Raw genomic sequence first — 24,066 nt, forward strand, 5'->3', positions numbered from 1 at the left:
AGCAAAATGTCAAAGAAAGAATCAGCGGATGATGAAAAACGGAAACTACCTAAGAGGATTGATTGCCATTACGACATGTGGGCTGGTCTCCTGCTTTTCGAATAAATACGAATTAGAAGGCGAAAAGAAGGTGGTTGGTGCCCAGGATTTGATTGTTAGAATATATCAGGAGGACAAGTTCGACAATGTGACGGCCATCGAATTTGAGCTGGTAAACGACAAGGATTCTATCCTAATACCTGCAAATTATCTGACGGGAACAGATATGGCGCATGAGACAATCGACCGGTATTATGCAGGCTTGCATGACAGCATTTTCTACCTGTGCTATCCCTATCCAACTATTTATGCGATTGAACATCTTAGCCCGTATAAAAAACAACTACCACTCGACTCTCTGTTCAAAAGATTGAAAGAGTATGACCCTAGGTTGATTATCGCAGAGCACTAGCCTCCATTCCCATAATGGAGCGCGTTTACCTTCGGACCGTGGCTGTTGCAGAAGTCGGGTTAAACCTGAAAACCTTTGTTTGATACGCCAGATTGAGCCAGAAAGGCCAGGGGACGGCCCTTTGACGGGCGTTTAGCAGCCCATTTGCCCGGTTATTGAGCCGTCTACCGGGTTCTGCAACAGCCACGACCCTTTTCTTGAACTGGCGTATGACTTGCAAACAGGAGTAGCTTTGTTACACACCTTATGTCAATTGTACACGCATGGGTCAAATCGCTAGTCTGTTTTGCTTGGATGAGGCGGGATTTCAACAAGTAGCCGCGAACCCTGAATCAGTGGCGATTCCTCCACTCGCACTGGCCTCGGAAGGGTTTAACAAAACGTTTATGGGGCTGCAATTTGTGCTCGCGAAAGGGCGACCGCCGGAGCAGGCCGCCTTGCTTGGGCAGTTGTTTGAGCCCGTGACGCATGTAGGAGCGGAAATCGATTACGACCAAATCGATTGGGAGAACCTGTCCGCAGACGTGCCCTTGGAGGGGACGGCGGTGTATTACCACGACCCAGCGACGGTACAGGCGCTGGCCCACGTTCTGGCCACGGTCACGGACGATGCCTTTTGTCAGGCATTTAACCCGGACGAGTTGAACCGCGAAGGAGTTTATCCCGGTGGCGTGTGGAACCGGGAAGTAGACGAGAATATCGGGTACAATGCACGCGACTTGTTGGAAGAACTGCACCATTTGCAGCACTTCTTTGCTCTGGCTAGCGCGGGGCAGCATTACTGCATTTGTTATGTGGGGTAACGGTGCTAAACCCTCGTTTTAACGATTCAGACCGTTTTACTGAATATCCATACAGCTAATGGTCAGTATCTTCAGCCTTTCACCTTTTCTTTGGTTATGAAACCTGAACCACTTTTCCTACTTGGCCTGACGCTAGTGGCCCTATGCGGTCCTGCTTCCGCTCAAACAACGCCAGCTCCTGCACCTAATACCTCCCTGGGGAAAGGAGCCCCTCATCCCAAAAGGGCCGCCGCTTCCCCGCGCACGGTCACGGTGCCGATGGCAGCCGTGAAGCTAGACACCGCTGCCTTTCATCGCGGACGCCCCGCTGACGCCATTCTCCTCCGCGTCCAGGACCTTCCACCTTATCGAAAAACTAAAGGAGGAAGTCGTTCGAGAAACTAAAGGAGGAGGTCGTTCGAGCATCCGCTCGTTTGGCTATTCGGCACCGGTGCCGCGCCGGTGATTTTTCCGACCGTTTCACTGAACGGATTTGCATCAAAAGATGGTCTACCCCCCGGCACGCTGCCGGTCATGCCGCTCTACCTCGCGGGCCCGCTGCTTGTCCTGCCGCTTCTGCCCCAGCCACGAGAAAACCGCGACATAGGTAAAGCCCAGAAGCGGGATTCCAAAAAGTATAGCAAGGACAAGCGAGTGAGTTAGTAAGCCTATTATAAAGAGTGCCAGACAGGCTATGCCGATTGCTATTGTTATAATGCGCAATACCCCGTCCTGCTCCGATACCACATCCTGCACCGTGGGTTTGAGACGGTATGCAGTCGGGATTTTACTTTGTAAATAGTTTGTTTTGCGTGCGTTAGCAGCTGCATTTTTACTAAATAACGTTTTCCGTACTACTGCTTTACTGGCTTTGTGGGACTGCAAGGGCTCAATGCGGACGCTTCGCTTCGCAGCCGACGGTTCTGGTCTACCTACGCCAGCCTCCCCAGTTGATGGAGCTTCCGTTAGGATAACAACGTTTTCTCTAGTGCCAGAATTTACTGGCTGAAACGAAAAGGCTGCTCGTTCAGCCCGGCAGCCAACGAACAGCACCACGCAGAGCAGCAAAAACCACTTATAGATTTGGCTATCAACAAACCCATAGTGTTTTGAATCGCGGTAACGCTTGGTCATAGGATATTAGCTGATAGGTGACTATAAATTAACGCTCGTTTTGCTTTACTGTGGCCGTTGTAGGAGTTCACGAAACTCATCCCCGAGGGGTAGTTTGCTGAACTCATTAATTGAACCAGTTTACTGAACTCAAACTGGACCGTAGAGTGCATTTACGAGCTTTTCAGGCCTCACTAGCGGCCGTTCACTCAAAGGAGCAAATTAATTGCCTGCCCCTTTACTTATTTTTCGTTTCCCGAGCGGCTTCTTTTTTAGCATGTAAACCACCGGACGGAATCCACTCCTGGCAACGTATTGGGCGTAGCAGCAGGGCCAAAGTCAGACGGGCCTTTTCGGCTCCATTGCTTCCGACGGCTCGTCATCGATTACGAGCGTACCCCGGCTAGCCACGCTGCGTGGCGCTGGCTCCTAATTTAACCCTGTCCTTGCGACCAGCCATGGCCCCCTAATTCCCCAAACACGCTCTAAATATTGAACAGGTCGTAAAAGGCGTGCTTACAACTCCCCCATAGACCGAGTTCAGGTTGTAGCTTGGGTCCTACGGTAAAGAGAAGACGGTCGGGCGCGGCCAAGTCGTATTCCTGTACCGACTGGTCGGGGCGAAACAGGCCGTGTAATTGGTCGCCTCGCCATCGCACCGTGTATAGCCCCTCGCCTCGAATCCAGAGGCTGGCAATGGGCGGCGCCGGCTCGGATTCCCACGGCAACCCTCCCTTCCGGCGGCGAAGCACCGGCGTGCGAAGCAATACCTGTGAGCTGTGCGGGGGGAGCCAGTAGGTAACCACGCCGGCCGAAAGGTTGTACGCTTCCACCCGGTTGCGGGGGCCGGGGCCCCACAGCGGGTCAACGCGGCCCACGGCGAACACCCGGTACCATTGCCCGCTGTGCTGGGCCAGGTGGTCGATGGCCCCCCACCCCCTGGCACGGCCGGCCGCATCGACTGGCATGCCGAAGCGGTGTGCCTTCTTGAAGATGACCTGCCCCGCCTTGGTCAGCGGCAGCGAATCCAGGAGGTAGCGCACCGTGAACTGCACCTCTTCGCGTGCGTGGTTGGTCACGGCCCATTCCCGTTCACGTTGCCGGGGTCGGTCGCTTACGTAAACCCGGTAATTGGTATTGTTGGGGCCGTAGCGGAGGTACAAGGTGTCTCGCCGGGAGGCAGGGCGGTTGTATTGGTAGAAGCCATCGAGCGCCGTCGACTCGGATGATTGCTGGTCTTTGAAATAGCCACTTACGTCTCCCAGCCTCAGCTGCAGGTACTCGTAGCCGAATTTGCGAAACCCGGGGCTCCAGGGCTCCCCGGGCCGCCCCACGTCGTTGCCTCCCGACCAGAGCCGGATGTGAATGCCTGAGTCAAAGTTGTTTTCCGTCACCTGAAAGCCGACCGAGTGAATATTTTTCAGGTTGCGACGGTAGTCGTCATACAGTTCCCAACCGCTGGTTATTTCGATGTCTGCGGCACTGTCCCTCCCCACCAACCATCCGTTTCTAACCACATAACCGCTGGTTATTTCCACCGTTGAGTCAGGGTCCATCCCCACCAATGTTCCTCGTCTGACAACCATGGCCGCTTCCCTTGGATAGGGGAAGCGGTGGCTGTACCGGGGTCCAAATAGTGAATCAGGGATTTCCTCCACCACCAAGTAGGGGTTATCCACGGCCGGAAAACCCCGCCAGGCAGGATGCCGGTCGAAGGCTGGCAGTCGGTAGCCCAGTGCAAAGCATAGGGCTACCCAGGTCAGCCCCCCACCCACCAGCCAGCGCGTGGCAAGCGGATGCGACCGGGTCAGGCCGGCTACCCAACGCAGAAAAGAAGAGATGGTCGTGAGCATTGGGTGGCAAAGTAAATGCAGCACGCGTAAGCCTTGTTCGCCCCGCGCCCCACCTTTGCGGGCCTGATTGGCTTTACATGAACATGACCGAGATTGCCATCGGCGGCCGCCCCGTAGGGCCGGCCCACAAGCCTTTTATCAGTGCCGTGATGTCGGGTAGTACTGCTTGGAATCAACAGAACCAGTTCACGCAAAGGGTCGTGGCTGTTGCAGAACTCGGTTTAGGTGGTTGCGCTGGCCAAGAAGCGCGGTACCGAAGGGTCCGTAGCGGCAGGGCCTGTGACGGCCGAGGTCTGGCGGTTGTGCCGCTCATGGGGCCTCTGGGCGGCTAGCAGGGGCCGTGCCAGCACCATCGCTGTGCTGATTTGCTGTTGGGGACGGTGCTTGAGCAGCTTTTTGAGGTTGTAGGCCACGGCCGTGAGCAGCATGGTTTTGTGGGCGCCGGCCAGACCGCGCACATTCATCCGGCGCAAGCCGTAGTGGTGAATCAGGTTCCCAAACACGGGCTCGACAGTACCTTGGCGGACGCGGCGTTTGCGTTGCCCCCACCGGCTCTGCTGGCGCTGCCAGGCCCGGCGGTAGGCCGCGTCGTAAATCGAGCGGTTAATCTGCTTGCGTTTGGCCCGGGGGACGCACATGGCCTTGCGCGGGCATTGCTGGCAGTCTGAGCAGGTGGCCCAATAGATTTTGTGCCAGCCCCCGTCCTGATTCGTGTCGTACTTCTGAAAGGGCAGCTGCTTGCCTTCAGGGCAGGTAAAGGCATCAGTGGCACGGTCGTAGGTAAAGCCCTCAATTTCGGGCTTGTACTGCCCAAACACCGGAATCCAGGCCGTGATGTGCGCGGCTTCAAGGCCGGCATAGTTGGGTCCGTTGGCGTAGCCGGCATCGGCCAGCAACGCGCGCAAGGGCAGTTCGTTCGTGCGCAAGCGCTGCTGCAGGCCGGTGAGCAGCCGGGGCAAGTGCAGGCTGTCGCGTTTATCGGCGTAATCGGCCTGCACGTGGCTGATGACGCCGTGGGCTGTGTCCACCGCCAAACTACAGAGGTAGTTCAAGGCCCGCGCTTTGCCGGGTTTGACGGAGATGCGCGCGTCGGGGTCGGTGGGGCTGTAATGCGTCTTGTTGCTCAGCAAGCGGGCTTTTTCGTGCTGCGCGCCCAGCGCGCCGGTCTGGGCGCCCTGCCGCCGGCGCTGCCCCGTGGCCAGCTGGCGCAGTTGGTGGGCCGGGGCCGTCAGCACCGAGCCCGCGGCGGGCGTCTGCTCGCGGCCGCTTAGGTGGGGCCCGGCAGGCCCGGCGGCCTGTTTTTCCAGCACCGCTTCCAGCGACGCGTTGGCCTTGACGGGTGCCGAGTCGACGGCTTGGGTGTCACCGGCCACCAGGCCCCGGGCCACGCACTGGGCAAAGACGAGGTCGAACAGGCGCTCAAAGACCGCGGCTGGGAAGAGCTGGCGGGTGCGGCTCACGGTCGAATGCCACGGCAACTCTTCGTCCACTTCGTAGCCGAGAAACAGCAGGATGTCCAGCCGCAGGGCGCAGTGCTCGAGCAGGCGACGGTCGCTGACCAAGTTTTCCAGCCGGCCGACGAGCACCAACTTAAAGAACACGACCGGGTCTAACGAGGGCTGGCCCGTGTGGCTGTAGAGGCCCCGCGTCGCGTCGTAGAGAAACGACCAGTCGACCAGCTCCGCCAGCCGGCGGTACAGATTGTGGGGCCGCACCCGCTCGCTGAGCCGAAAGCGAACGACCTCTTTGTCGAGAAACAGCTTCTTGCCTTGCATCCTCCCTTTACGAAACTGGGTTCTGCAACAGCCACGGTCGAAATCGTTGAAAGGAGTGTGGCTGTTGCAGAACTTCGTATGAAGTCTTGCAGTCAATGCTTGACGAACTAAAGCGAGTTGTAAAAGCTGGTAAACGGGCCGATGACGTGCGTTTACCAGCCCGCTTATCCGTTTGTAGCTCTGTCCAACGACTTTTGCAACAGCCACCGTACCTTTCGGAGCCTGGCTTACTGATAGTAGATATTACCCCGAGTGACAGTCGTTGGGTCTACCACTCGCCTAAGGCAGCGTCAGTCGGCGCAAAGGGCTGGTGGGGCGCAGGTAAGCTTGCAATTCCTGAAACGTGAAAGCCGGCCCGAACTCCCGACTTTCATAGTCCTTGACCTGAAAGTTCGACATGGAGGAGTAACTGACTTGGGAAGGGAAAAAACTGTTGTTTTGGTTACGGCCAACTGCTCGGGGTCCAACACAAACTCCTGCGCCCGCAAGCCGACGATATCGTCAGCCTGGAGTAGGTGGTGTTCGCGGATATACGCCTCCAGTTGCTGCTGCAGTCGTCGATTCGCTTCCTGTTGAAAAGTGGCTTTCCGGCGTGGAGACAACTCCTGCGGAAAGGACAAGGGCCGCCCTGCGCATAAGTCCAGCGTTCGCCGGCGATACAGGACGCTTACCCCGGCACCTATCAGCTCACTGGTTAAACGCATCCCGAGTAGGTTGTGCTTAAAATAGGTGATTTGGCACGCGCGATTTTGGTCACCTATCATCGAAGTTGCGGCTGCCTGCATCGCCCGCCGAAGGCGAACATCGCGGACGTGGTCGCCGGTCAACAGGGTGGGCATCAGCCGGCCCGTCTTCCAGCGAAGCCGCGCAGGGGGGCAAGTGGCCGGTTCAGGTTGCTGCGGTGAGCTAGACCGTATACTGAAGCCAGGCGGTTGAGGGATTGCGGCTGGGGTACCCCCTGCGTTAGGGTCGGTGGGTAAGCCAACCTGCGCAAGGTGGTAAAATGGCTGGTGAACAAGAAGCGACCACCAAAGCACAGGTAGGACGCTGTAGAGAGTGATAGCACGCATCATGACGCAAAGAAAAAAGGAAACAGCGCGGAGTAAGTACATCATAAATCCAGGCTCCGACTTGGGCTAAAAGACCCATTTTGCAGGCTCAAGAAGTAGGTTCCGAAGATTTGAGCCGTTTAAATTAGTGAGCTAGGCTTTCTGAACCACGCGCCACCGCGTTGGTTACGTCCGCGTCTTGGCTACTAAAAGCAATTCTGTAGCCAAGCCGTCAGCACTCAATACATAGGAAGCACTGAGACTAATAGTCGACCAGCCTATCCAGCCGCTGCTGGGGCAGGCGGCAACAACCGCCACACGGTGGTGGCCTGAAATTCCTTCCCCCGCCGGGTGCGGTACCCGGCCTCGTTAAGCCGGGCCGCAATTTGCCATAGCGTCTGCCCTTTGGCGTGTAGCAGTTCGACCAGCTGCGCGGCTTGCCGGTTAGCTTGGTGGGCGCGGGCGTTGGTCTGCATGGCCGCCTGGCCCTGTGCAATGACGGCCGCCGTAAAATTCTGCGGGCTACCCAGCACCGCCCCCCGCGCCTTCTTGGCGGCCAGCGCGTCCTTAGTGCGTTTGGAAATCGTCTCGCGCTCGTGTTGGGCGATGACCGCGAATAACCCCACCGTTAAGGTATTCGCGTCGGGCATGTCGCAGCAAACGAAGTCCACGCCCGAATCGCGTAGGGCAAAGATGAACCCCGCGTTTCTCGACAATCTATCCAACTTGGCGATGAGCAACGTCGCCCCCACCCGCCGGGCCTCGGCGATGGCGGCGAGCAGCTGCGGCCGCTGATTCTTCTTACCGCTTTCGATTTCGACGTACTCGGCCCCAAGCTGGGCTGGGTCGGCCACGAACGCGCGCACCGCCGCCCGCTGGGCTTCGAGCCCCAGACCGGACATCCCTTGCTTCTGAGTGGAGACTCTATAATAAGGAGTGTAGCGGCGGGCAGGTGACATCGAGCAAGAAGCAAATCGGTAGAAAGTCCCGCAAGTTAGCTGATTTTACATGTTGTGAACGTTCCTTTGCAATATGTAAAATCATGTTTGTGTCGATTAGGGAGGTGCGTTTAACTTTTGTGACACCCCTCTATTTCGGGCTACTTTAGCACCCCTGCCCCCTTGGCCGCCTACTTCCGGGTCAGTATCGTCCGCCAGGGACAGTTTGGGCTAGGCCTCGAAGCCCAGCAGGCTGCGGTCCAGAATTTCCTCTGCGGCGACGCGACGCTTGTATCCACCTTTCTGGAAATCGAGAGCGGTAAGAAAAACGAGCGGCCCCAGTTGGCGGCCATTACCCGGGCCCGAGCGGAAAACGCGGTGCTGCTCTTTGCTAAGTTGGACCGACTCGCACGCAACGTCGCCTTCTTGGCCACGCTCATGGAAAGCCGGGTCCGCTTCCAATCCGTCGACGTGCCGGCGGCCGACGAGTTTACCTTGCACATCCTGGCGGCCGTCGCCTAAAAAGAGGCCTCGGCGATTTCTACCCACACCCACGAGGCACTGGTTGCCAAGAAGGCGCGAGGCTTCCAGTTAGGAAGCCCCACGAACCTGACCCTAGCGGCGCGGGAGAAATCCTGGGCAGACATGCAAGAAAATGCCCGGGTGAATGTTCAGAACCGTCAGGCAGCGCAGCTGGCGGCGTTGTTGCGGGCGAACGGGGCCACGTTGCGGGCCATTGCTGACCAACTCAATCAATCGGGCTACCGCACGCGGTACGGGAAGGAATTTCATTCTATGGGCGTGCAACGACTCTTACTCAAAGCAGCATAATCGGCTGTAAGAGGTGGGCACTTATCGAATGGGATACTCAAAAACTGGAGTTGTAGCTTTAACCGTCGGCAATTGCCTTACGCTATTAAATCGCGGATGAGGCACAGGTCCGTCTCTTTTCCTTTACTTTTGGCGCTGGCCGCTACCGTCTAAACAAAACTGTTTTGTTAACTCCCGCAAATTTTCCAAGTGGTGCGCTACCCGCACCCCGGCGCCCAAGTCCACAGGCTGTGGATAGGGCACTTATTAAAAGCATCGCGGAAGTAACGAAACGGGAACCCAACTTCTGGAGCCAGCCGCTGGAGTACGACCGCCGAGGAGCCAGCCACCGCCTGTTTCAATACCCAGCCATGATGCTGCCGGTGGTGCAGCGCAAGCTCATTGAGCTTATCAAAACGGCGGCACCCGCGACGCATTCGCTACTGGACCCCTTTATGGGCTCAGGCACGGCTTTGGTCGCAGGCATGCTTAATGGGCTCGATTGCTACGGGCAGGACATCAACCCCTTGTCTATTCTGTTGGCCAAGGTGAAAGTCGAAGCGCTGGACCATCCGGCTTACAAGATTGCGGCTGCGGCGCTGCAAGTGCGGGTGAAACTGGATAATTGCCTGACGGCGGCAGTCGAGTTCCCCAAGCTCAGCAAGTGGTTTGAGCCAGTAGTAGTACAGGAATTATCTAAGCTGGTGCGGGCCATCCGGCAGGAAGACAATCAAACCACCCGGCGCTTGTTCTGGGTGACACTGGCCGAAACCATTCGGCTGACTTCCAACGACCGCACCAGTACCTTCAAACTGCATGCACGCCCACTGGATGAAATTGCCACGCGCGAAACATCGCCGCTCACGACTTTTCAGCAGTTGCTCAAGCAAAATATCAAGGATATTGCCTTGTATGCTACCCAGCTAACCGAGCAAGGCACTCTTCAGCAGCATACCTATTCAGGTAAGGTTTGCATCCGAGTGGTTGATTCTTCACTGGAAATTGAGCGGCCCGTGGCTGCATCTGCTACTCAGCCAGGGTTTGATTTGCTGGTCTCTTCGCCGCCTTACGGGGACAACCGCACTACGGTACCTTATGGCCAGCACGCTTTTTTGCCACTGCAATGGATTGACTTTGATGACATCGACCCGGCCGTTTCGCGAGCATCCTTGCGCACCACGCACGAAATTGACAACCAGAGTCTGGGAGGCAAGCAGAGTACGGTAACAACGCAAGACGAAATAAGATTTTCGACGCTTTCCCCAACATTCAAAGCGAATTTGCTGGCCCTGCGCCAAAGCAAGCCGCTGGAAACCAAGAAAGTCGTGGGATTCGTTCGGGACCTGAACGCCGTTTTGGAACGGTGCGCAAAGGCGTTGAAAACCAATGGCTACATGGTCTGGACCATTGGCAACAGAAAAGTGGGGGGTGTCGAGGTACAGAACAACCTGATTCTACAGGAACTGCTTCGGCATCATCAGGTAATACTTCTCCAAACCATCGAACGCTCCATCAAAAACAAGCGAATGGCCAGGCGAAACAAAACGTCGGCCACCATGATGAAAGAGGAAATTTTAATTTTCCGCAAGCACTAAGCACCACCCTTACCTTAATCACTACCCGCGGTGAAGCAGCCCAACCCTACTCCCCATTTTGATATTCATGCCTCGGTCGTTCGGCATTTGGGAGAGGAGTTGATTACCGATGAGGTAAGTGCCATCATGGAGTTAGTGAAGAACTCCTACGATGCCGATGCGGACTGGGTGGCCATCACCATAAGCAGCGAGGGCCAGGTACCGGAAGGGCGGGCCTACGCTGGAACAGTGGGCTACATCACGCTGGAAGACAACGGCGTAGGCATGGATTACGACGATATCGTGGGTAAGTGGCTGGTGATTTCGCTTTCCGGTAAGCGGGAAATGAAAGCCAATAACCAAACCACGGCCAAGTTGCGGGTACCCTTGGGCGATAAGGGCGTGGGCCGGCTGAGTACCCAGCGCCTTGGCCGCCAGCTCGAACTAATCAGCGGGGTAAAGGGCGGGGAGGTATGGCATCATTTGGCCTTTGACTGGTCTGACTTTGATTCGCTGGTACCCCTCACGCAGGTGCAACTGCAATACAGCACCTCGCCCAAAAAAACAAGTTTACAAGGCACACAGCTCGTTATTGCCGGGCTTACAAATCCGGACGTTTGGCGTAAGGAGGCAGCGGATAAGTTTCGGGGGCAGCTTTCGCAGTTGATATTTCCACACAAAGAGCACCGGCCGTTTGCTGTTTACCTTACCATCAACGGCCAGAAGCACGACCTCGACGAAGTAAGCGAAGAACTGCAGGCGCAGGCTGTGGGGCGCTACCAATTCGAGTTCGGACCCGATAAGAAGACAGGAGAGTACCAGCTCTGTATTACCGGAAAAATCAGGGTGGGCAAGCTGCGGGGCCGAGAAAATGACGAAACACGAGCCGATTTCGAACGCTATATCCTAACGGACCAGGGCCGGGATTTCTTTCATTTTCTGACCGATAAGGAAGCCAACAAGACCAACTTCCTGACCGGAATAGTATATGAAGACGGCTGGCTGTTTTCCTTCACTCGGAAGTTGTCGTTTGAAAAAGACCTTGCGTCTAAAAAAACGGCACTAGCCATTGCAAACGAGCCCAAAACCGGGCAGAACGTGGCAAACCCGGGAAAATTCAAGGGTGAGATAGATGAGTTTGACCTGCGCGGAACGGACATAAACAACTCTGTTTTCACTGGGCTGCGCGAATACAAAAACCTTATTTCCAATCAGGTCGGCGTGCGTGTCTTTCGGGATGGCTTCGGCATCAAGCCCTACGGCTTTGATAACAACGACTGGCTTAACCTTGGGCACAGTCAAACTTCGGGGGGCTCCTTTTACGGTCTGCGGCCTAACAACGTGATTGGCTACGTTGCCATCAGCATGGCTGGCAATGCCCAACTGAAGGAGCTAACTAGCCGGGAAGGCTTTACGGATTCGCCCTATGCCCGCAACTTCCAACTCATCATGGACCGCACGGTGCGAGAAATCAATGAGATTCTGGAACGCACGCGTCGGAGCTATAACGACTACCGGAAAATGCGCCTGGAAAAGTCCACGGGCTTCAAAACCGTGGCCGAACCCGTGGCCCAGATGAAGAAGGCGTCGCAGCAGGCCAAAGCCATTGAGTCGTGGACCCGGGAGGCCGAGCAGAAGTTCAGTGAGTTGTCCGTGACGGTCAAAAAGCAGGTTGAGAAGCTGCAGAAAGAGCCGCTCTTCAGCCATCCTCACGAAGCGGCGGCGCTGCCCCTGCTCCAACAGGTGGAAGCCCTAGTGAGCGAAGGAGCCGGGCAACTCAGCAAGGTCAATGCAATTCTGGAAACAGCGCAGCGCTGGGAAGAATCAGCGGGCTACATCGGGGCCAAGGTAGCCGACCTGGAGGGGCAGCTCGTGCAGTTCACCGAACTGGCGGGCCTTGGGCTCACGGCCGAAGCACTGACGCACGACATTTACGTCCTGCTCGACCGCATTAATGCCTACTCTGACAGCTTTAACCGGCAACTCACCCGCAGCGGCGTGCCCCCGGCCGTGTACGAATTCTTGGAGTACGTGCGCTCATTTACCCGCGACCTGCGCAAGCAGCTTACCCACTTATCGCCATCGCTGCGCTTTAACCGGGAGAAACGTGAAGTTTTCCCATTAGCAGAGTTCGTGCGCACCTTGCGCGAGTACTATACCGGACGCTTTGCCAACGGAAATATCGATTTCGTCATCGATGCGCCGCGTGATTTCGTGGTGCAGACCAACAAGGGTAAGCTCACGCAAATATTTGACAACTTGGTGCTCAACGCGGAATATTGGCTGCGGGAAAAGCTAAAAAACGAGCCGGCCTTTGTCCCCCAAATCCGCGTCGAAATCAATGACCCCGTGGTACGAATAAGTGACAATGGCTTTGGGGTGGCCGAATACTTGGAAGAAACGCTGTTTCAACCCTTTGTAACCGCCAAGCCCGTTGAGGTGGGCCGAGGTCTCGGGTTGTTTATTGTGCAGCAGTTGCTGGAGTCGATGGGCGGCGATATTTTCCTGTTGCAGGAGCGCAATGCGCAAAACAGGCGCTACATTTTTCAACTCGACCTCGACGCCATTGTAAAGCGCTAATTTGCACGTTCTTCTGCCTTTTATCCTTTCCTACCATCCTCAGCAGCAGGAGTTACCATGAGAGAACAGCTACAGCAGCTCCTTGCGCTGGCGAATATTTCCGAGGTGTACATTGTGGACGACGCGCTAACCAATGGTAGCGCGATTCATTTCGAGCATTTTATCGGCCAAATCAAGGCGCTGGTCAACGACAAAGGCGTGGAGGCCCTAGCAGACTTTGACGAGGCGCTGGATTTCGAAGGTAACGAACGCATTCTGGAAGAATACAGCCGGGCGCAGTGGGTAGCTGCGCAACCGGACCGACGGCTGCATTTTATGCGGCGACTATGTGAGTTGACGCCGGGCCACACCCTGACCACGAACTTGAGTATTGCCGATGTTTTGCAACAACTGGCTGCTGAAGAACACTTGCCGCCGGTGGCGCTCAAATTGCTGTCGCCCGTGGAGTGGGACGAACAGCTGGAAACGATTCTAGCAGCTATCCCCGCGGGCAAAAAAGCCATTGTACTGTTCGACCAGGTGCTCACTGAGGCCGGCGGCCGGTTTGCTGTGACGGCCGGCATCGACATGGTCGCGGAGGTTGTCGCCGACACGCGCTGCCACCAGTTGCTGCCCGGGATTCTCACTTATACCGTCGAGGATGAGGGCCACGAGTTGACCGAACGAGCCGACCTGATGCGTAAAAAGACCCTACAGGCCGGGGACCTGTTTGTGCTGACCAAAAAGCGGCTCGAAAACCTGCCCCATTTTGTGGACGGTATCAAAAAAATGCTGCTTAATGGGCCGTGCGAAGAGTTAAAGAAGTACGCTGTGGAAGTGGTGGAGCACTCGTTTAAAACCACGCTTGCTAAGTTGATGACCCTCGATACGTATGACTTTGACTACACTATTCTGCGCTCGTCGACGGAGGAGGGCGTTTGGGCTCCGGAAACGCTGTTTCGCATCATTGACATAATCTACAAGGACGAAAACAAGCAATACCTCCTCGACCATAGTCTCACCTCGGCGCTGAATAAGCTGCTAGCTCAAGCCGGACTTTTATCGAAAGTCCAAATTCCCGTGGCCGACATCGTACCCTACACGGAGAAATTCACGCTGCGGCACCAGGAAATGTACGCGGCCGCCGAGCACATCAACGGTTTATACAAACCCATTGAGAACGGCGACATTTTTCGGGTGGTTGAGGGCACAGGCACAGGCCTGTATATTCTGGTGGGCCAAGCCTGCGATTTGATGATTCGCGCCAATGGCAAGCGGGGCTCCAGCGTCGGCCACCTGCTCAAAATCAAGCCCATGAGCCAAGCGGAGCTGGATGCCCAAATCAAAGCGGACTTGGACACTACGCACAAGCCCCAGGGATTCAATTTCTGGAAAACCAGAGAAGTCATCGAGTACATCGAGCGGGGCACGCAGCAACTCGGCCTGGTGACGCTGACCCGCGCGAACGTGGTAAACCTTGACGTCTTGGATTTGGCCATGTTTAACTCGGGTGGCCTGACGGAAATCAACTTAGCTACGCTCGCTCCAGCCGAAGTGCTGCACGAAGGCTTGGCCAAGCGCTATGGCGAGCTATATGCACAATTCACTAAAGTTGCCCAGAGAATAATCGAGGGCAAGCAGGCCCTGCGCCAAGTGACCGGGCCGTGGCAGAAAGACCTGTTACAAGGGCTGATACCTAAAGTATCACACAATTCAAAGCTGGGAAAATCGGATGCTCACACCGCTACAGGGTTCACCTTCGGGCTCAAGCGGGTACAATCGTTGCGCGACCCCTACGCTAAGAGTCTGCTGGACAAGTACACCCGTTTTCTCTCGCGAACGGCGGACCTGCACGATTTCGCAGAATACGAATAGAATCTTGCACTGCTTTTAGGCTCTATTTAAGATAACGGCGCGATTGTCGATATTTTCGCATAGCGCTAAGCAATGATTTTCTGATGACAAATAAATTTTATTCTTTAATAGGAGCTACCGAAGCAAAAAAGACATTTGATTTGGCTGATTTAGGGGCTAAAATGTCCCATATGACGCCTTTCGGCTTTTTGGGAGATGATGGTACGTTGCACGGATTCGAAACTTTTGAAGTGGCGGTGCGGCCCGCTGATTATGATGAAGCATTCACCAAGAAACTGCTGGAACTGAATCCTCCTTACCGAATACTAGACTTCCTGACTCACCACTTCGAGTATTTTCTTGGCAGGAGCAACGAGGGAAGCGAATTCCTGCACCACATTGAGTACGTAATCCTGCCAAAGCTGAAGAGGCTGGTCAATAACGTGCCTTCCTCCTTGGTAGAAGAATGGCTCAGAATCCAAAAGCAACTCATGTTTAGTCAAAACAAACAACAAAGAATCACCTTCCTGGAAGCGGCCTATAAGGCAGCCTGCGAGTATTCTCCCGGTCAGCCTTTGTCCGTCAGCATCAATCCCGTGGCGTTAGGAGAGCACCTGGGCCTTGACCGCGCCACCGTGGCCCGCATAGTCAATGAGTTGGTACAGGATGGTCACGTAACTTCGACCCTCGGCATGAAGGCGATGTTTGTGACCCGGGAAGGCACCAGACAACTCGAAGGGGAGGCCGAGCCTAAAAGCTCCGTGCAGCATAACTTTCATTTTGCTCAGGGAAGCACGAGCACTGTTGCAACCGGGGCCAACGCCGTGCAGGTTACAAGCACCGGCCAGGGCGCCATACTCAATGTAGCAAGCGGCGGCCAGGTTACGCAGTCAGTTACCGGAGCACAGACGGCTTCGTTAGTCGACCTGGTGGAACAACTCAAACAAGCACTGGTCGCGGAGCCAAAGCTGGAATCTCACAAAGAGGATATTGATGATGAGCTGCGCCGGATTGCAGCGCAACTGCAAAAACCCGAACCGAAGAAGAGCATCCTGACACGCTCGTTTGAGGCGTTGCACGATTTGGCGAAAGACGGCCTGGGAAGCGCTACCGGGCATGTGGTATTCGAACTGCTGCAACAAGTGCCTCACCTGCTGGGCGCAGCTTCTTAATAGCCGATGATAACTGCCCCTGGACCTTGCCAAGCAATTGGTTTACTACCGCTATAAAATCACGAAGCCCAACCATATGCTGGTTGGGCTTCGTGATTTTTCCGAACGGCGACAGTACCAGCGGCTCAACCTGTGCTATAGGTATTCAGTAATGAACTCGATGATGCCGGCCTTCCGGTCGATAATCATCTGCTTGGTCCAAGTGTTGGTTTCCGCGCTCAGGTCCTGAATCTCCCGCTGCTGCGCGGTGTGCGTGTAGGAAGCACGCTTTTCCAGAAATGGGCGGTTGCCGACCGAGCAGTTATGCGACTTGGATAACAGCAGGTAGTTGCCCAAACAATCGATGTACTGGTTCCTAAAATCCTCGTCGTAAGCCGGATAGCCGGCGGCTACTGGCTCCCCTTTGGTGGGCGTCTGGGGCGCAATGTGCTCCAGTTCTGGCCGGGTAACGGCATCGAAGCGGGAGAGGGCATAGCCATTTTTGCCTTTGCCCTGCAAGTGATTTTCGTGCTTCCACAACAGAAACCGGGCCGTGGACGGGTGCAGCCAGCCTTGCAGCGCCTTTTCTAACTCAGTTTTGTTCCAATAGGCGTACCACCATTCGATTGTCGTTTTCAGATAATTGACCCGCTTGACAATCGGCTCGATGCTGGGATTCTCCGTTGTGAAAGCCGAATACTTATCGTTTAGACGAGACGTTAGGTCCGCCCGCGTCCCGATTACCCGGCTCCGCAATACCACGGATTCCAAGGCAGTGCATAGCTGGCAGATGTCTTGAATTGGTAAGGCGAAGGTGTACGCCTTGATGATAAACGGGATAGCCAGGCTAAACCCACCCAGCGTTACCAGCGAGTGAATTTCGTGGTGTTGCGGCTCATGGTTTCTAAAAAAGGTCGTCAGATGGCGGAAGCTCGCGTCCAGCGCCAGTGAAAAGGATTTAATGAAAGGAACCGGGTCGGCAACGGCCAGCTTCTTGTTGATTCGTTCAAGGGCGTTGCTTTCCGACAATGAATTGAAGTACACTTGGAGGGTATAGCCCAATACATCATCCTCCTTCATAGTCCCTTCAATTGCTGAGATGGACTTGTAAATATTCTCGAACCGAGCCTTTATCTCCGCTATAAGGTTATCTTTTGCCTCCCCACCTTGCAGGTGAACAGCAAACATGAATTGAGCCTTGATAATCTCCAGATTCGAGGGCTTCTTGCCCCGGTTGTTCTGAAAAATGAACATCTGGATAGCCTCCGACTCATCCCGTACCGGATGAGTCGTGCAAGTGGCCGCGCTCACGGTTTCCAGCATTTTCACCAAATAGCTCTCGTCTTTATCAGCTAGGACGTTGGTAAAGAAGTCGAACGCGGCGACGATGCGCTTAGCAGAAGTAGTACTCAGCCCACTGCTATCCTTCTGCTCCTGGTCGATAACGTAGTCCTTGAAAAGCTGTCGGTCATAATCCACGGTTTCAAAGCGGTAAGTCGAGTTCCGCTTTACCATATCTTCTTTAGCCTCAATTTCCGGGTCGGTTAACGGCCGAATAGCCTTCAAACGGGTAAAGAGGGCGGACAGGAAGATGACAAGTGTGGTAAGCCGCTGCTGCCCGTCAATCACGGCAAAGTCCTCCTTGGTTTTCTCTTCAAACAGGAAGTGCCCAAAGTAGTAGGGGGTCTTGGCCGAGCTAGTGTTGTACTGCTCTAAGTCGCGCAGAAATACATTAACCTGTTTGGTGGAGTTTTCTTTTTTCGCCTCGGTGTCCCACGAGTAAGCGCGTTGATAAGTGGGAACAACGACTTTGTTGCCAGCCAGCATTTTCTTGATAGTACTTGATGCTTCCATTGAAAGGGTTGTGTTGTTAAATAATGGGATGAGTGGAGGTTGGAGGCTCACGGCTGGCGGCTGCCCGCTACACGGGGCTGGCTTTCATCGCGGTAGCATGAATTTGTTTTATGTGTTTCCGTAGCGACACTGGGGCCAATACCTGTACCTGGTCCCCAAGGGAAAGGAGTTCCATCAGCAGGTCGTGGGTGTTATAGACGGTAAGCTGAATCAATAGCTCCGCGTCGGTATCGACCAGCACTCGTTGCGAGGAATGGAGCGGAAACGATTTGAGGTACTGGCCCTGGGTCGGTTCAAGGGCTAAGACAATCTCGGACGGGGCCTCGTGGTCGGGGCGAATGATGCCAAAGCTGTGCGCGTAATAGGTGTCGGCTTCAAAGCCCTCAGGAAGGTCGAATGCCTGGGCTATTGGTTCGACCGCCCGCATCCGGTCCAGCCCAAAACACCGCAGCCCTTGCCGGGCCGGTTCGTGGGCCAGCAGGTACCACCGGCCTTTGAACTCCTTGAGGAGCAACGGCGAAACCGTCCGCTTCGTGGGGGCTTGGTCCCAAAACTTATGGTAGTCGAACTGTACCTGCCGGCGCTGCTGCACGGCCCGCAGCAGGGGTTGCAGCCATTCTGTGCCCACGGGCCGACGCGCTTCCCACTGCACGAATGGGCTCAGCGCCGAAGGCAGCCGCAGAAACTCTTGCAATTCAAACGCATCGAGCAGGCGTTGGTACCCTTCCGGCAGCAGGTCCGCCGTGGCAATCACGTAACCGCCCTGACGGCGGTCGTGCTCAATCACGACTCCGAAGCGTTCCGCTATTTTCGGCAGGTCCCGCTGAAACGTGCGTTGCGAGTAGTTGGCGGCCAGGTCCCGCAAGGAGGTTTGCTCCAATAAGTAGCGGCGCAGTTCCTCAAACGGTACGGCACGCTTCAGATGCTGCAGGCGTAGCACTAACAGCAATTGCCGAAGAAAATGGGCGTGGGTGGTCACGAAAGAGCGGTAGAGCAGCCGTTCGTTAAGAATTTCAGCCTGAAACATCACCCTGTTTCATCTTTCGGTCTAGAAAGCGGATGGGGCTGCGTAAGCTATTTCAACGAAGCGTTAGCAAGGTGCAAGGTAATGATTGAGAGTGAATGATAAATACCCGTCAGGCGGGAGGCCTGGCTTCTCCTCCGCCTTTGCCAATCGCTATCAGCATACTCTCCTGTACCCATCGTGAGCCCCACCGCTCAAACTGGTCGAGGGCCGTCCCAAAATGATGTTGCGCCTGCTGCCAGCCGGCCGCGCCGGCCGCGACCAATTCCACCATGCTTAGCCCTTGTCCCTGGTAGCGGCGCGCAACAGAAACAACAAAGGAATGGGTGCTTTCCGGCACACCTGGGGGTAGCGAAGCTTTTTCCACTTCTTCGCTGGCCGAACTGCCTTCGGGTAGGGCGTAAGCAGTCTTGACAATTCGTAGTGGCCGTATCATCGGAAGGGGCTAAAAGTGATGGGCAGCGTTAGGACCTGCTCACCAGCATCGTTGCCTGAATGCTTTCACCGAGCGCGGGATTGAGGCCGTGACCAAAAACAACCTCGGCTTGGCCGCCCGCGTGACTCACGACACTCTCCAGAATCCGCGTCAACTCGTCCATTTCCAACTCTTCAATTGTCCCGCTCTGAATGGCCAATAAAATCCGGTCAGCCGGCTTAGCTGCTTCGCCTAACACTACTGCTTCTTGCCAAAGCTGTCGGCAGAGCAATTCGACGCGCCCGGCTCCCTTCGCCGTGGCCTTTCCGAATTGAAGCGATAAGGCACCGGCCAGTACCTGCCGGATATTTTCTTCATCCACGTTCACGTCGCCCTGGTCAGCAACAATCAGCTGAACAGTGTCCCGCAGTTGCTGTTGGCTTGCGGGTGTCATCATTTGCAGTGCCCGGGTGCCCGCGTACTCGCTCAACCAAGTTATCACCAACGTATCCGCGGTTGCAGTGCCTCCCGTGGGAGAAGCATCGCAGTTCTTATCGAGAGGTTCCATAATCGATTATTGAACGAAGGTGCGCGGCGTGAACGACAAAATCTGTCGTCCTCAATTTTGGCGCTACTCTTTTCAATAAGTTTCTAAGAGTATGGCGTTGCCAGTCGTTAAGCGAGGTTTCTTTGACTGTTTTTGCAATTGCAAAAACAGTTGGTCAGACCGACTAATGGCAGGCAAAACGAGTAGATGCGAGCAATTTGCCGTAGTTTCCGTCACTCTCTCACGCTGTTGTCCTTGGTTGAAAGTTCAGTTCAGCAGTCGCATTTACCAGATAGCTATGCTGGTTTGAGTACCGAAAAGACCTTTTCCGGACCTGCTTCTTTACCTTTTACAAGCTGATTATGAATACTTCTCGTAACGTTGAAGCCGGTGCAGAGGCGCTCCTACTAACCATCTTTGAAGTCATCCACGACAAGCATCCCTTTGCAGTACTTGAAGAAGCATTAAGCAAACTGATAGCCAAGAAAAGGCTTGAGTGGCATAATTTGCAGGAATCAACCGCTTACCTGTCTGGAAACCAGTTGAAAATAGAGATTGGTATTTATAATCGGCGCACCGATGACGAATACTATAACGGGTTGGATGCTGCTATCATCCCAGACAACTATATAAAATACGCCCAGGTAGAATGCGGCCGGGATATGTATTCCGGCATGGTTAGGTTAGCCCAGCACTTGGCTCAGGTAGAACCCGGGGCAGCGGCAGCTACTGGCTTTAAGTGGTATAAAGGCAAGCCCGCCTTTTTTTCCGGGACATCGGGGATACTACGCTATCTGGAATCCAGCTTGGCAGTCACATTCATATGGGATATCCTGGGTGGCAGGCTTGTAACTTTCAAAAACAAGTATTGACAGATTCTTTGACTCGCTTCGCTATGAAGCAGCAGATTCGCACGGTGCTGACCGACCAACGAACAGCTGCTTCAGATGCGATTTTTGGACCGAACTTTTAACCAAGACAATCATTCAGTAACATGGCAAGTCGTCTCCTTACAGAACCCGCTCAGTATATTTTTGCCCGGGATATGCCGGCTACCCGGCGCTGGTACACTGCCCTCATAGGTTTCGAGCCCATTGAGGAAGACTATGGTTTGCGTTACGACTTCGGTACTCACTCTTTAGTGTTGAGTCCAAGTGGCGATAAGGGCATATTTGGCCTGATGGTTTCCTCCGTTCAGGAAGCTCGGCTACGGTTCAGCCAAGCAGGTATAAAGGTTGAGGAGACATTGGGAACGGTGCACAATCTTGACGGTGATTCTGCCTCGTTCCGGGACCCCGCTAACAACCAAGTGATGGTGCTCGAAGAAAGCGAGAAAGCCTTAACTTGAATAATCCCGTTGACAGGGTTCACTAACGATAGCGCTCAAAGTCCGGCCCGCGATGGCCGGACATTTTTATTTTCTGTAAGCCTAGTTTTAAGTTGTGATAATTTACTTATTATCACAACATCCACGACTATGTATCAAGTGGCCGGGTGTTCAACCAACACGCACGCTTTAGCCAGCTTACGGGCCAGGGTCTTATCAATCGGGCCTAGGATGAGGGCGTGAGCTGGGTTAGCCTGCTCGTGCTCCATCGCCGGAACCGGGTCGTGAATACACTCTAATCCCTCACTGAGTGGCACGGCCGCTGGCAGCACCGCGGCTACGCAGCCGGCTCCCGATGCGGTCGTGTGCCGGAATACGGCCTCATACAGCGCCTGTTCTCGTGAGCCAAGGGCCAGCCAAATTTCCAGCACGTCGACCGAAACCCCGTCCCTTGGAGTAACCGGAGCGTACTTAAACACCGAACTGGTAAGGCTCAGTTGCCCAGCTGCGTCGTGCGCAATATGCGAAGGCTGCTTCGGCACCCGCCGAAGCAGGTGGTTTTCCGGCTTAATCAAGTAACTCATCCAAGGTAGGCGCTCACGGGGTCAAAATCCTGATACAATTGAATGGCGTGCGCCAGCGTAGGCACTTCCCACAGCACTTCTTCGTCAGGGCCGAACAGCGTATACTCCCGCTCGCCGCCCGGCGCAATTTCAATCTCCATAGGTGCTTTGCCGCCGTTCAGGTCGAGCTGTATGCCGCCGTTGCGCAACGGAAAAGCCGCTATATGAGGCGTATAGTAAGGCAACAACTGGATAAAAGCAGGTTGTTGCATTAACTCAATTGCGCTCTGAATAGCCAACGGGCTGATGACCGGTGCCCCGTACGAATCCCAGTTCGACGGTAATGCAGCGAATGAGCGAATCTTAGCAACTTCCCGTTCGCGCAGAAACGCAAAATTGGGTGGGGACTCAGCTGCCAGCCACGACCAACTAATAAATACGTTACGATGCCGGGACTGCCGCTGCAGGGCCTCGGCGTAGTCCGCGCCTAGCGGACGGGTGGCCGCTTCACGCTGCGGACGTTCAAGGGTCAAGGTCATGGCGTTTCGGTTTCGCGGGGTTTAAAGGCGTAGCTCGCCAGCTTCAGCAGCATCACCAGCACCAGCAGCGCTTTCTCGATGCCGTACTCGTTCTCGTCCATCAGGCCGTGAGCGATGCGATTGCGCAGGTTTTGACCGGCCTTTTCCTGCAAGTAAAAGCGAATAAAGAACAAGTCTTCCGGGTCGAGGTGAGGGGCAAGGTCCTGAAACAGTTCCTCTAACAGCTTCTCATGCACGATGCCTTCGCGCTTAGGCCGGAAAGTAGTAATGCCAAGACGCTCGCACATATAGCGCAACACGTATTCGACTTTTAGCACCAGCGAGTCGGTAGCAGCGATAAAGTCTGGGTCATCCGTTTCTTCCTTTCGCCACCGGTCCAATTCCTGAAATATGGCTTGGATGCCGGATTCCAGCAAGCGAAGCGGGAAAGTGGTTCTTTCCATGCCGTGCTCGCGCACTTCACGGGGCTGTCCGAGCCAGCTATCGGCTAGGTAACCCATTACGCCAGAGGCATGCAATTTATCCGCTTTGTAAGCGGTTACGACTAACTGCACCAAGGTTTGCATGGCCAGCTGCCCAAGCAGACCATAAGCATTTAATACACGAAATTCCTGCTTTTGTGGCTCCGTCGTAAACGTCTGCACGGGGTTGCCGTGCTTGTCCTGTACCACCGTGGAAAACATGTCGGCTAACGACTTAGCCGCCGTCTGCTCATACTCGCGAACCGCCTTGATGGTCGGAAACATGGGTGTGGCAGCCAAAAATGCGACCAGCTCCGCTTCGGTATGCTGCTCCACCAAGCGCTGAATCTCGGCCGTGCGCTCCTGCACCTGGGCGGCCGGCACTTCCGTGAAGACTTCGCCCAAGCGAAAAGTCGTCCGCAACTGTTGGTATTGCTGCGCCAACCGCTCTGCAGTGGCCGTTTCGCCTAGTTCCTGATAGAGGCGCATGGCCTGCTGCGTGAACGAGACAGCTGCCGAATTGTCCCGTGCCAATGCCTCCGCCGCGAGCTGCTCGTAGTAGTCGGCCACCAATAGCTGCCAGGGGCGGGCATCCAGCTTAGCTTGCTGTGCGACCTCGGCCGTGGCCTGCGCTACTTCCATTGCCCCATGCAGGTACGTATTGCGCAGCGTCTCAATCAACGGACGGTTGTGGGCTAAAAAAGCCGGCAATAACCCGGCTTCCCGGAACAGATTCAGCTGTTCGGCCACCAGACTTGTGAACGTGCCGAGCAGCATCGGCGACCCGGTGCGGGCCGCATCCCACCGCTGCTGCGTGGCCAGCATAAAGTCCATAATGGGCCGTAGCGTGGCGGCAACGGCTGGGTCGCGCTGCCGGCTGGCCGCAATGCGAAAAGCCAGGGCCAGGTTTTGCACGGCAAAGAGCACGTAGTGCCGGGTCGGGGGCTCCGTCGCTTCCAAGGTGAAGTATGCTTGGCTGAGGGCAAACAGGTCGTTTACCAGCGCGGCGACTTCTTCGGGCCGGCCGGCCTGCTTGCGCAAGTACAGGAACAGGCCGTACTCGCGCTTTAAGAATAAGTTGCTGGTGGCCTGGTACCGCTGCTTGAGGTAGGCGTACTCGGCCGGGCCATACGCACTCGTTTCGGGCCACCCGAAAGGCTGTTCGTTGCCTTCTTCGTCCTGGCGCACCCCGGAGATATGGTAACCGATTTTGTCTTCCAGGCTTTTGCTAGCCCCCATCACCTCCTGCTCAATCCGGGCCTGTCGGGCTAGCTGCTCGTCTCCGGCTGCTTCCAGCACTTCCGCGATGCGACCAAACTCCGCCACCACGTCCCGGTTTTGCAGGTCTGCCACGGGAGTGGCATCCAAGGCCGTTAAATAATCAGTGAGTGGATTAGGCATAAGTAAAAAACAACTGGCAGTAGGGG

Annotated in this window: 20 protein-coding genes; 10 read left to right on the forward strand and 10 right to left on the reverse strand. The window is 55.3% G+C overall.

Annotated elements, in window-relative coordinates:
- Positions 1-58 precede the first annotated feature (58 nt).
- Entirely contained in the window at positions 59-451 is a 393-nt protein-coding gene (locus MTP16_RS25415) for a hypothetical protein (protein WP_243521036.1), read from the forward strand.
- Positions 452-714: 263 nt separating this feature from the next.
- Complete coding sequence (locus MTP16_RS25420) at positions 715-1,254, forward strand: DUF1877 family protein (RefSeq protein WP_243521037.1); 540 nt, start codon at positions 715-717, stop codon at positions 1,252-1,254.
- Between the two features lie 489 nt (positions 1,255-1,743).
- Here MTP16_RS25420 and MTP16_RS25425 read toward each other — a convergent pair whose 3' ends face one another.
- The 4 genes from MTP16_RS25425 to MTP16_RS25440 form a co-directional block, all read right to left on the reverse strand.
- Positions 1,744-2,367 carry a hypothetical protein gene (locus tag MTP16_RS25425; RefSeq protein WP_243521038.1) on the reverse strand — a complete coding sequence of 208 codons (624 nt, stop codon included), beginning with the start codon at positions 2,365-2,367 and terminating at the stop codon, positions 1,744-1,746.
- 464 nt (positions 2,368-2,831) lie between these two features.
- Positions 2,832-4,199, reverse strand: coding sequence for a hypothetical protein (locus MTP16_RS25430; protein WP_243521039.1), 1,368 nt, complete (start codon positions 4,197-4,199; stop codon positions 2,832-2,834).
- Between the two features lie 221 nt (positions 4,200-4,420).
- Positions 4,421-5,974 carry an IS1182 family transposase gene (locus MTP16_RS25435; protein ID WP_243521040.1) on the reverse strand — a complete coding sequence of 518 codons (1,554 nt, stop codon included), beginning with the start codon at positions 5,972-5,974 and terminating at the stop codon, positions 4,421-4,423.
- 1,327 nt (positions 5,975-7,301) lie between these two features.
- Complete coding sequence (locus MTP16_RS25440) at positions 7,302-7,982, reverse strand: recombinase family protein (protein ID WP_243520905.1); 681 nt, start codon at positions 7,980-7,982, stop codon at positions 7,302-7,304.
- 162 nt (positions 7,983-8,144) lie between these two features.
- On the opposite strand from MTP16_RS25440, the gene MTP16_RS25445 reads away from it, so the two are divergent.
- From MTP16_RS25445 to MTP16_RS25470, 6 genes are all read left to right on the forward strand, one after another.
- Positions 8,145-8,483, forward strand: coding sequence for a recombinase family protein (locus MTP16_RS25445; RefSeq protein WP_243520907.1), 339 nt, complete (start codon positions 8,145-8,147; stop codon positions 8,481-8,483).
- Positions 8,484-8,606: 123 nt separating this feature from the next.
- The gene (locus MTP16_RS25450) at positions 8,607-8,792 is read left to right on the forward strand and encodes a recombinase family protein (protein ID WP_243520909.1); all 186 of its coding nucleotides are present in this window, start codon (positions 8,607-8,609) and stop codon (positions 8,790-8,792) included.
- Positions 8,793-9,022: 230 nt separating this feature from the next.
- Positions 9,023-10,366: a site-specific DNA-methyltransferase gene (locus MTP16_RS25455; RefSeq protein WP_243520911.1), complete on the forward strand. Its 1,344-nt coding sequence runs from the start codon at positions 9,023-9,025 to the stop codon at positions 10,364-10,366.
- A gap of 30 nt (positions 10,367-10,396) precedes the next feature.
- Positions 10,397-12,925, forward strand: a complete 2,529-nt coding sequence (locus tag MTP16_RS25460; RefSeq protein ID WP_243520913.1) for a sensor histidine kinase — start codon at positions 10,397-10,399, stop codon at positions 12,923-12,925.
- 57 nt (positions 12,926-12,982) lie between these two features.
- The gene (locus MTP16_RS25465) at positions 12,983-14,779 is read left to right on the forward strand and encodes a cytochrome P450 (protein ID WP_243520915.1); all 1,797 of its coding nucleotides are present in this window, start codon (positions 12,983-12,985) and stop codon (positions 14,777-14,779) included.
- Positions 14,780-14,862: 83 nt separating this feature from the next.
- Positions 14,863-15,930: a MarR family transcriptional regulator gene (locus tag MTP16_RS25470; RefSeq protein ID WP_243520916.1), complete on the forward strand. Its 1,068-nt coding sequence runs from the start codon at positions 14,863-14,865 to the stop codon at positions 15,928-15,930.
- 135 nt (positions 15,931-16,065) lie between these two features.
- Here the strand turns inward: MTP16_RS25470 and MTP16_RS25475 are convergent, their stop codons facing one another.
- The 4 genes from MTP16_RS25475 to MTP16_RS25490 all read right to left on the reverse strand — a co-directional run bounded on the left by MTP16_RS25475 (position 16,066) and on the right by MTP16_RS25490 (position 19,770).
- On the reverse strand, positions 16,066-17,763 hold the full coding sequence (locus MTP16_RS25475) for a DUF262 domain-containing protein (RefSeq protein WP_243520918.1): 1,698 nt from the start codon (positions 17,761-17,763) through the stop codon (positions 16,066-16,068).
- 67 nt (positions 17,764-17,830) lie between these two features.
- The gene (locus tag MTP16_RS25480) at positions 17,831-18,703 is read right to left on the reverse strand and encodes a helix-turn-helix transcriptional regulator (RefSeq protein WP_243521041.1); all 873 of its coding nucleotides are present in this window, start codon (positions 18,701-18,703) and stop codon (positions 17,831-17,833) included.
- Between the two features lie 196 nt (positions 18,704-18,899).
- On the reverse strand, positions 18,900-19,223 hold the full coding sequence (locus tag MTP16_RS25485; protein WP_243520919.1) for a sigma factor: 324 nt from the start codon (positions 19,221-19,223) through the stop codon (positions 18,900-18,902).
- A 28-nt stretch (positions 19,224-19,251) separates the two neighbouring features.
- Positions 19,252-19,770 carry an FtsZ/tubulin family protein gene (locus MTP16_RS25490; RefSeq protein WP_243520921.1) on the reverse strand — a complete coding sequence of 173 codons (519 nt, stop codon included), beginning with the start codon at positions 19,768-19,770 and terminating at the stop codon, positions 19,252-19,254.
- Between the two features lie 341 nt (positions 19,771-20,111).
- Between MTP16_RS25490 and MTP16_RS25495 the strand changes: the two genes are divergently transcribed.
- On the forward strand, positions 20,112-20,621 hold the full coding sequence (locus MTP16_RS25495) for a hypothetical protein (protein ID WP_243520923.1): 510 nt from the start codon (positions 20,112-20,114) through the stop codon (positions 20,619-20,621).
- Positions 20,622-20,743: 122 nt separating this feature from the next.
- The gene (locus tag MTP16_RS25500; RefSeq protein WP_243520925.1) at positions 20,744-21,097 is read left to right on the forward strand and encodes a VOC family protein; all 354 of its coding nucleotides are present in this window, start codon (positions 20,744-20,746) and stop codon (positions 21,095-21,097) included.
- Between the two features lie 559 nt (positions 21,098-21,656).
- Here MTP16_RS25500 and MTP16_RS25505 read toward each other — a convergent pair.
- Together MTP16_RS25505 and MTP16_RS25510 are read right to left on the reverse strand one after the other, a co-directional pair.
- Complete coding sequence (locus tag MTP16_RS25505) at positions 21,657-22,178, reverse strand: hypothetical protein (RefSeq protein WP_243520927.1); 522 nt, start codon at positions 22,176-22,178, stop codon at positions 21,657-21,659.
- Positions 22,175-24,040 carry a DUF4209 domain-containing protein gene (locus MTP16_RS25510; RefSeq protein ID WP_243520928.1) on the reverse strand — a complete coding sequence of 622 codons (1,866 nt, stop codon included), beginning with the start codon at positions 24,038-24,040 and terminating at the stop codon, positions 22,175-22,177. The genes MTP16_RS25505 and MTP16_RS25510 overlap by 4 nt, the downstream gene beginning before the upstream one ends.
- Between the last annotated feature and the right edge of the window lie 26 nt (positions 24,041-24,066).

The sequence above is a fragment of the Hymenobacter monticola genome (assembly GCF_022811645.1).
Classification (GTDB): Bacteria; Bacteroidota; Bacteroidia; order Cytophagales; family Hymenobacteraceae; genus Hymenobacter; species Hymenobacter monticola.